This is a genomic window from Mesorhizobium sp. ArgA1 (genome assembly GCF_053714375.1).
Genome location: NZ_JBSKBQ010000070.1, coordinates 1 through 3,100 on the forward strand (window position 1 = coordinate 1; position 3,100 = coordinate 3,100).

The 3,100-nt window shown below is 59.9% G+C and carries 2 protein-coding genes and 1 pseudogene; all 3 read right to left on the reverse strand.

The annotated features are described in order from the left end of the window. Positions 1-277: 277 nt before the first annotated feature. Positions 278-448, reverse strand: a complete 171-nt coding sequence (locus ACWGTI_RS32205) for a hypothetical protein (RefSeq protein ID WP_454590624.1) — start codon at positions 446-448, stop codon at positions 278-280. 153 nt (positions 449-601) lie between these two features. Next, positions 602-1,954: pseudogene (locus tag ACWGTI_RS32210) on the reverse strand (ISKra4 family transposase); the annotation flags it as partial. Positions 1,955-2,113: 159 nt separating this feature from the next. Next, on the reverse strand, positions 2,114-3,100 hold a 987-nt coding region (locus ACWGTI_RS32215; protein WP_454590625.1), incomplete at its 5' end, for an alpha-L-arabinofuranosidase C-terminal domain-containing protein.

Genomic DNA, 3,100 nt, shown 5'->3' on the forward strand with positions numbered 1-3,100 from the left:
CCTGTTGCCCTACGTGCATGCCGGTATTCTGCCGTGCGAAGCCTGGCGCAGACGGGTTCAATTGCCGAGGATTGAACCGAGAACCACCCATACCGCTCTCCATCGAAAATATGATTGCTCGCCAGTCTGCGCAGACAGGCTCAGATCAAAGCCTCAGCGGCGAATGGATTGAGCTCGCACGCCAAACGACAAGCTATCGCAATCAGCTGTCGAGAAGCTGACCAGTCAGGAAAAACGCGCTGCCTTCGCAGGCCGTCGAGTGTCGAGGATGTGTGCTTCAGAACGAGGACGGGGCGTTTTCGATGTCGCTGTGATCGGTCGGTGTTCGTTGCTGCTCCTGGATAAGTTCCTGGAGTTTGACGCAGTCGTGCCACCAGATGCTGTCGGCGAGATCGTTGAGGAAAAAATCCTGAGGGTGGAGGCAGGCTACGCTGTCTCGATTGGTCACCGACCTCATTCCAGATCAGCGGCGAAGGCTTGGATGTCACGGGCGAACTGCTCGGCCGCATTTTGCTGCTGCGCAATCAGGGCCGCCAGTTCGGCTTCGGCCGCAGCGCGTTCCTGGCGGCACGCTCGGTTCAGGCTGTCGGAAAGGCGCCCGCAGCCGGTTTCGAAGTTCGCCGTTCAGTTCGGCCGTCCGGACCTGCATGAGCATGTGAGCGCCGTTAAGGGACCAGCGCATTTGCTGCTTCTTTACCATTCGCTTGCCGACGAGTGAGTTCATAGCTGACTCGGCGAGGGTCGAGGCGACCCGCGGGCCGGCTCGGTAACGCTTCCCATAGATCGCACCGCGGTTCGATCGGACATAGGTCAGCAGTTGGGAGCCAAGGCTATGAAGGCGTGCGATCGAGAACTCTGCTTCTCCCTGCGGCTGCTTCAGTCTGGCGAGAAGCCTCTCCAGGTCGCGGATCGCGCGGTCGACGCGTCCATGCCACAGCCGCCATTTCACGGCTTTGTCCCTGTCGATGGTTGGACGCGCTTCAATGGGGCCGGACTGCGGTCGCGCGATGTGATCGGCGATCTGCTGCATGGGCTGGATCTTCATGGCGATGTGGAACCAATCGATGATGTGGGCCGTCGGTTTCGGCATGGCGCGGGGCCGCCGCTCGAGGATTTCAGCACCGTCCGAGATTACTGTCACATCGCCAAAGCCGCGATATCCGACTTCCCGAAGGCAGTGGAGAACGCGATCGCGGATTGCACGCTGGTCGGTGCTCCCGGTGACGAAATAGCGGCCACCGGGTTCGCCCCGTCCCCCACGCCCGCATCTGGCCACGACGAGCTCAAAGTTTCGCGCTGAATTGGGCTCGGCGCTGCGAACATGAGTGGTGTCGATGCTGACGACGAACTCTTTGCGCCGATCACCGGGAAACTGCATCTCGAGCTGGTGTCGGTCATCCGTTTGAGACCTCGCGCGCCATGTTCCTGTGCAACCTGGTCATCGAGCCGCTTGCCGATCCTGATGGTACGGTTGCGCACTGTCGCATGCCTCTCGGTCGGTTCAATGGGCAGGAGCTCGGCCAGCACCTTCGCCGCCTGCCGGTATGGCATCATGCGTCCCAGCCGCGCCGTCAGCTCCATCAACTCCGGCGTGGCGCGATCGGGACAAATATCGTGCAGCGGCGCGAACGCAGCGATCATGCCCGGATGGCAATCCCGACACAGCATCCAGCGCGGATTGCGAACCTTCACCAAGCCGAAGACGGTCCGGATCCGGCGTGTCGTGTAGTCCTTCACCGGCCGGAACGTGTAGCGGTCCGGGCAGGCCCGGCGAAAAGAGAGAATAGGTCTCCGCCTCATGGCTCACGACCGCGCTCTGCAGAGCTGCCATGATCTTTTTGCCATCGTCTATGGACAGTCCGATGTCGCCGTCGAACAGGCGCTCCCAGCTCTTGTCGATGCGGACCTCCTTCCGGCAGCTGTCGCCAAATTCGTTCCTGCCCTCGATCGTGATCGTTTTGCCTCCGAACAAAACGATGCTGATGGACGGCTCAAGCCTAACAACCCGTGTTCGACCCCAGAGAAATTACCGGTCTCGACAAGAGCGACAGATCATCCAGCACCGTCATGGCACCGAATTTCTTGCTCACATTCCTGATCTCGATATCGGCCGTCACGTCGGCGCTCCTCGTCGGCGCATGCACGACGATGCGCGTGAAGTCAGCTTCAGGCGGATCATCTGGTAGGAATAGGCCGGCAGCGACAGGCTGAGCTTACCGCCGGCCATCGAGGCGCCCCTCCCCTTCTTGGGACCGACATTGCCGGGATTGCCTGCCGAATTGACGGCTTTCAGATCCGCATGCGTCATCACCTGGTGATCGACGATGTCAGCAGCGCCGAAGCCGGTGATGTCGATGACGGTTTCGATTTCCTCGCTCGAATGGCGGTTGATGGCAAAGAAGGTGAGATGTGCGGTTTCCGTGTCATGCACGCCGGTGATGTCGACACAGGAAACGTCGCCAGCCACGGTGGATTTGTAGGTGGGGCTTTCCACCTTGAGATCGAGCGCGTTGCCGCGGCCGTAAATCGAGGCAAAGAGATAGGGATAAAAGATCGTCTGGCGCCATGCCGGGCCATTCGGAACCGTCATGATCGGCGCGATGACGTTGACCAGTTGCGCCAGGCAGGCAATCTTGACGACATCGGAACGGCGGATGAAGGTGTTGAGGATCAGGCCGACCTGCAGCACGTCCTCGAAATTGTAGATGTCTTCGAGCAATGGTGGAGCGAAGGGCCAGCCGTCATTACCGCCCAGTATCTTCTTGTCTTGCTGCTTGGAATGGTACCAGACGTTCCATTCGTCGAACGAGATGTAGACCTGCCTGCTGGAGCGTTTCTTGGCCTTGATATAGTCGATGACGCCGGCGACCGAGACGATGTAGTCGTCGAGCTTCGCGTTCATGGCGAGGTAGTTCGCCGCGTCGTTGGCTTCGTTGTCGAAATACATGTGCAGCGAGATGTAGTCGACCTCGTTGTAGGTATGGTCGAGAACGACCGCTTCCCATTCAGGATAGGTCGGCATCTTGGCATTTGACGAGCCGCAGACGACGAGTTCGAGCGACTGCGAAAAGGCGCGCATGGCCTTGGCGGTTTCATGGGC